Consider the following 5,728-nt stretch of genomic DNA (forward strand, 5'->3'; position numbering starts at 1 on the left):
AAAAAATTGTCACTCATAAAGTGGTCGCTATCTTAAACCATGCCGCATTTATTGATGGGGAGTGGCATAAGATTGGAGATAAAGTAGGAGTCTATACTATTACTCATATAGGGGTAGATAGAATTACTATAAAAAGTGAAAGAGAGAGCAAACAGCTCATTATACCAGTAAGAGAGAAAAAATTTAAGATGTTCAAAGGAAATTAAAATGAGATTTTTAAAAAAATATATAAAGGTGATGATAATATGGTCTCTATTTTTTGCTTTTGGTCTCTCCCCTGCACATGCCAATAGATGTGCTACACAGATGTTTACGGTTACACTTGATAGTGCCTTAACTTATGGAGATGTTATAGAGAATATAGCAGAGGAGTGTGAATTAACACTCATTGTAAAAGACAGAGAGGCAAAAAAGAGACTACAGGAGAATCTATATATTGTAAAACTCAATAACGCTTCACTAAATGAGTTTTTGGATGTTATTTTAACAGAGAATAATATCGGTTATGAGCTTAATGGTAATAGACTAAAAATCTCATATCTCAAAACTCAATCGTTTAATCTTCACTATATTTCAGGTGGAAGAGAGGGTACTAGTACAACTAGTGTCAACAGTGGTGGAGGTGGTGAAGGGAGTAGCAATAGTGGAGGAGACTCGTTAGGTATCACCATTACAAGTACCGATAATTTTCAATTTTGGTCAAAAATATCTGCCGAACTAGCGTTATTAGTCAATCGTCCAGAGGATGAGTATAAAGCACCTAAACCGATTATCAATCAAGAAGCAGGTATGATTACCGTAACAGGTACGCCTAAGCAGTTAAAAAGAGTCTCGAAATATATAGATGATATTTCAAAACAGTTAAAGAGACAGGTACTCATTGATGTTAATATATTGAGTGTTACTTTTGATGATAGTGCCACGACAGGAGTAGAGTGGTCTCAAATATATAGCCTTCAAAATATGGCAATCTCAACACAACTCTCAAGAGGAGGAGATGTACCCAATAGCAAGGCTCTTATTGCAGATGGCTCCTTACAGATAAATGATATGATAAAGTTTCTAAAGACCCAAGGTGATGTAAGGTCAATCTCCAATCCAAAGGTGCTAACACTAAATAATCAACCAGCATTGATTTCAGTTGGAAATGAACTTTTTTATAAAATTCAATCTGGGAGTAGTCAATCAAATGGTGGAGGTGTTGCCACAACTAATAATGAAGAGGTAAAATCTGTTTTTGCAGGTATTCTACTTGATATTACACCTGAAATTTCAGAGGATGGTTCCATCACACTAAAGATAAATCCATCTATCTCAGATACTCTGGATCCTGTGCAAAGAGATGATTCAGGTTCGAGAAATATTCCACCTGATCTATCAAGAAAACAGATCTCATCGGTAGTAACTATACAAGATGGTCAGCATGTTATTTTGGGTGGTCTCATCTCATCCAAAACAGGAACAAAAGTCTCTAAAGTTCCTCTTTTAGGAGATTTACCACTTCTTGACCATCTGTTCAAAAGAGAGGTAAAGATTGATAGTGTGGAGGAGTTGGTACTTGTGATTAGACCACATATTATCAATAGAGAACATGAGTTATCCCTAGAAGATTTAGGATATCGAAAGCTAAAAGATGAAGAGAAGTAAATATAGTGATATAAAAAACATCTTTATAGACTCTGTAGATCAAGAGAATTTTGTAGAGCTAGACTCTACAACTTATAACTATCAAGTTTTAGAAGAGAGTTTGGATAAACCTCTAAAGATGATACTACTTTTTGGTAGACCAGGAACAGGTAAAAGCATGATATTAAATAAGCTATATCATGATTTGAAAAATAGCAGAGAGATACACTATTTTGATGCACCAATTCTTAGCGAAAAAGAGTTTCTCAAACGAATATATGAGGGGATATCATCTCGAAAAATCCCTCAAAATATGCGTGTCAACTTTGATGGTCTCCTAAAGTTTTGTCAAAGTCTCAGAGGAAAAAGAGAGATAATGTTTCTTCTCGATGAGTGTCAACTCTATAGTGAAGCACTAATGGAGAAAATTCGACTACTTTCGGATACTAGAGTAGTCAAATTTGTCATTACTCTACACAAAACAGAGAATGAAGAACTCATAGCAAAAGAGCATTTCAAAACTCGTATCTGGGAGGTGATAGAGCTTAAAAATGCTACCCCAGAAGAGCTAAATATATATATAAAGAAAAAATTACTACAGAAGAGTTTTGTAGAGGTTTCAAATATGATAACAAAAAAAGATATTAAGTTTATTCACACTTGTACAAAGGGGAACTTTCGAGAGACCAATAAATTTTTATATACGATTTTTAATATTTATGAATATTATGATATGTACAAACCCGAGAAAATTGGAGGGGTGAAACTCTCTAAAAAAATTCTTGAGATGGCAGCTATAAAGATAGGATATATAGATGATTAATACAAAAGAGCTTGAAAAAAGATGGTACAGATATAAAGCAAAAAGTTTGATTTTAGTTTTTTCTATTTTAGTAGTTTTACTTATATTGATTTATGGAGGATACTATATTCTTTATAAATTAGATCTAAATATAAGTTTTGGTGAGCAGAGCAAACAGACAGCTGTAATGGATGCTAAAGTAGATAAAGAGAGCAATGAAACAGTAACAGAAGAGAAAAGAGAGTCTGATGAAGTTATGTTAGCACCTACTATTCCTATTGTAGATTTAGAGAGTGAGAAGATAAACGATAAAAAAGAGAGAAGAAGAGTTGCAGAGAAAAAGAGAGTAAAAAGTAAAGAAAAATTAGTTAAAGTTAAAGCATCAACCTATTTAACAGCTCAAGAGTTAGCCGTAGTTAATGGTTCTTCTCTCAATAGTAGAGAGACAAAAAAAATCAATCTTCATGGAACTTCTAACAACTATATGAATATAATGAAAAAGAAATTTGAACAGAACAAAAATCCTAGAGAGGCTCTACTCATTGCAAAAGCTTATTATAAAGCAGGTAACTATGAAAACTCAGAGAAATGGGCACTGAAAGCAAATAATTTAGATAAAAAATTGGATGAAAGTTGGTTGATTTTCGCTTCATCACAAGAGAAACTCGGAAAACAACAAGAAGCTTTGAAGATACTAATCGCTTACTATCGTACAAGTAAATCACCTAAAGCAAAAGCTCTTATAGATAAAATAAAAGCAAAGAGCATCTAATGAAATGGCTAGTAGACTTCTTACAAAACTCTTTGGAGTCGGAGACTTTAGTCCCGAACAGGACGAGGCTAAAGCCATCGGTTCCTAGTTTTGCAAGATTTCTAGTTTTTCTAACTATATTAAGTTCAGCTCTACTCTCCTCCAACCTCTCTACACTCTATAAGTTTTATGAGAAGCAAGAGTATGACAGAGGCTGTGACTATGCAATGAAACACTTTAACAAAAATAGAAAAAATGAGAAGTATCTGACTCTTTATGGTTTAACCTGTCTGGAGACAGACAATATACATCGTATAGCAACACCCATGATAATACTCAAAGAGACCAAAGAGTCCAGAGAGAATGCAAGTTATTTTGCAACTATTTTACTGCAAAAACAACTTCTCAAACAGGCTCTATTGGATGAAAAAGCACTAGGTGATTTGAATCTACCAAAGACAAATTTTCTCTTGTCAAAGATTTTTAGCATGTTTGTTAATAAAAAATATGCACTAAAAGATGGCGTATATAAATTGGAAGATGGAGATAAAAAATATCAACTATATATAGAAAATAAATATTTAATTATAGATATTTATCAAAACGATAAATTTACCAAAAGATACAGATACAAATAGGAATAAAATGCAAAGAGTAATAGATTTATTAATACAAAATGAGGTAATAGAGCAGAGAAAGCTTGACCTTTTTATAACCAAATATGGAGAAGAGAGAGTTAATATAGAGAATCTGATTAAGGTCAAGATTCTTAGTGTTGTGCAGATGGAAGAGATGCTTATAAAAGAGCTTCGTATGCACTCTGTGGAGATGAAAGATTTGGAGTCTATTAATGGAATAGATACAACTAGAATACTTAAAAGAATAGCTAATAATCTTGCTATTGAGTATGTAGATATAAATGATGTTGACTTAGACCACAAATTAATAGAGCGATTGCCTCTAAAACAGCTTATGCGATACAACGCTCTGCCACTATATGAAGATGACCAGTCAAGAGTCACCGTTGCATTTGAAAATCCCTCTGATTTTGAGGCAAAAGGAGCCATAGAGAGATTTTTCCGTGGCAAAATTATGGTCGTTGCCATTGCCAATGCAAATATGATTAAACGAGAGCTTATGAAACTAAAAACCTCTGAGGAGGTAGTGGAGTATTCTGAAGATATTAAACATGACCTAACAGAGGGGTCTGCTGAGGTTAAAGAGGTCAAAGAGGGGGCAGAGGACTCATCTGCTGTTTTGAAACTTATTGAGACGATTCTCTCAACAGCTATCAGCTCAATGGCGAGTGATATTCATATTGAGGCAACAGAAGAGAGTGCCATAGTTCGTTATAGAGTTGATGGTATGCTACAAGAGTATTTTAAACTAGAGAAGATAATCTTTGGTCCTCTCGCCTCTCGAACTAAACTACTCTCAAACCTTGATATTGCAGAGAAGAGAAAACCACAAGATGGTAGATTTACACATATTGTAAATGGGGCAGTCTATGACTTTAGAGTATCTACCCTTCCTACCATGTTTGGTGAGTCTATTGTTATGAGGATACTTGATAAATCAAAAGCACTAGTAAAACTAGAAGATGCAGGGATGAATGCAGAAGCTTATAAAAAATTTAAAAAAGGGATAAAATCACCTTATGGGATTATGCTAGTCACAGGTCCTACAGGTTCAGGTAAGACGACAACCTTATATGGTGCTTTGAATGCTATTATTGATGTTAGAGATAAGATTATCACAGTCGAAGACCCTGTGGAGTATCAGATGGATGGAATTCAACAGGTACAGGTGAGTGCCAAAACAGGACTCACATTCGCAGCAGCCCTTCGCTCTATCTTGCGACAAGACCCTGACAAGATTATGATTGGTGAGATTCGAGACCAAGAGACTCTGCGAATTGCTATTGAAGCGGCACTTACAGGTCACTTGGTACTCTCTACTCTACACACCAACGACTCCATATCTGCTATTAGTAGGATGCAGGATATGGGGATAGAGGACTATCTTCTAGCAGGTGCTGTTATCGGTATACAAGGGCAAAGACTTGTACGAAAGATATGTGGAACATGCAAAGAGGTGGAGCAGGATATAGAGGCAGATAATCTTAAAGAGTTAGCTAAATATCTCCCCCAAAATCCTATTTTTTACAAAGGAAAAGGGTGTGCAGTATGTAACAATAGTGGTTATGCAGGTAGAGAGATGATTTGTGAAGTTCTGATTATATCTGAAGAGCTGTCAACTATGATTGCAAATGGGGCTACCAAAGATGAGATGAGAACTCAGGCTATGAGTGAGGGGTTTACGAATATGCTTGAAGATGGTGTAAATAAGGCTCTGCAAGGTAAAACTTCATTAGAAGAAGTTTTACGAGTAGCTCGGTAGGGTGGTGCATTTATGCCCACCAGAAAAATACAAAACTTACTTGGAATCGGAGGCTTTAGCCTAATGCCAATGAATTAGCGAGGCTGAAGCCATCGTTTCCTTATATGCAATCTGCATTTTCGGAATCGGCGTGTTTACACCCGAACTAT

5 protein-coding genes and 1 pseudogene are annotated in these 5,728 nt (G+C 35.2%); all 6 read left to right on the plus strand.

Annotated elements, in window-relative coordinates; all coding sequences use genetic code 11:
- A pseudogene (locus GSY74_RS07760) lies at positions 1 to 206 on the plus strand (hypothetical protein); the annotation flags it as partial.
- Between the two features lies 1 nt (position 207).
- Positions 208 to 1,647, plus strand: coding sequence for a pilus (MSHA type) biogenesis protein MshL (gene mshL, locus GSY74_RS07765; protein ID WP_164664532.1), 1,440 nt, complete (start codon positions 208 to 210; stop codon positions 1,645 to 1,647).
- On the plus strand, positions 1,634 to 2,449 hold the full coding sequence (locus GSY74_RS07770; protein WP_164664533.1) for an ATP-binding protein: 816 nt from the start codon (positions 1,634 to 1,636) through the stop codon (positions 2,447 to 2,449). The genes mshL and GSY74_RS07770 overlap by 14 nt, the downstream gene beginning before the upstream one ends.
- Positions 2,442 to 3,200 carry a CDC27 family protein gene (locus tag GSY74_RS07775; RefSeq protein WP_164664534.1) on the plus strand — a complete coding sequence of 253 codons (759 nt, stop codon included), beginning with the start codon at positions 2,442 to 2,444 and terminating at the stop codon, positions 3,198 to 3,200. The genes GSY74_RS07770 and GSY74_RS07775 overlap by 8 nt, the downstream gene beginning before the upstream one ends.
- Positions 3,200 to 3,817, plus strand: coding sequence for a hypothetical protein (locus tag GSY74_RS07780; RefSeq protein ID WP_164664535.1), 618 nt, complete (start codon positions 3,200 to 3,202; stop codon positions 3,815 to 3,817). Before GSY74_RS07775 ends, GSY74_RS07780 begins: the two co-directional genes overlap by 1 nt.
- A 7-nt stretch (positions 3,818 to 3,824) precedes the next feature.
- Entirely contained in the window at positions 3,825 to 5,579 is a 1,755-nt protein-coding gene (locus GSY74_RS07785; RefSeq protein WP_164664536.1) for a GspE/PulE family protein, read from the plus strand.
- The last annotated feature ends 149 nt before the right edge of the window (positions 5,580 to 5,728 follow it).

This window comes from Sulfurovum sp. bin170 (assembly GCF_010892395.1).
Classification (GTDB): domain Bacteria; phylum Campylobacterota; class Campylobacteria; order Campylobacterales; family Sulfurovaceae; genus UBA1140.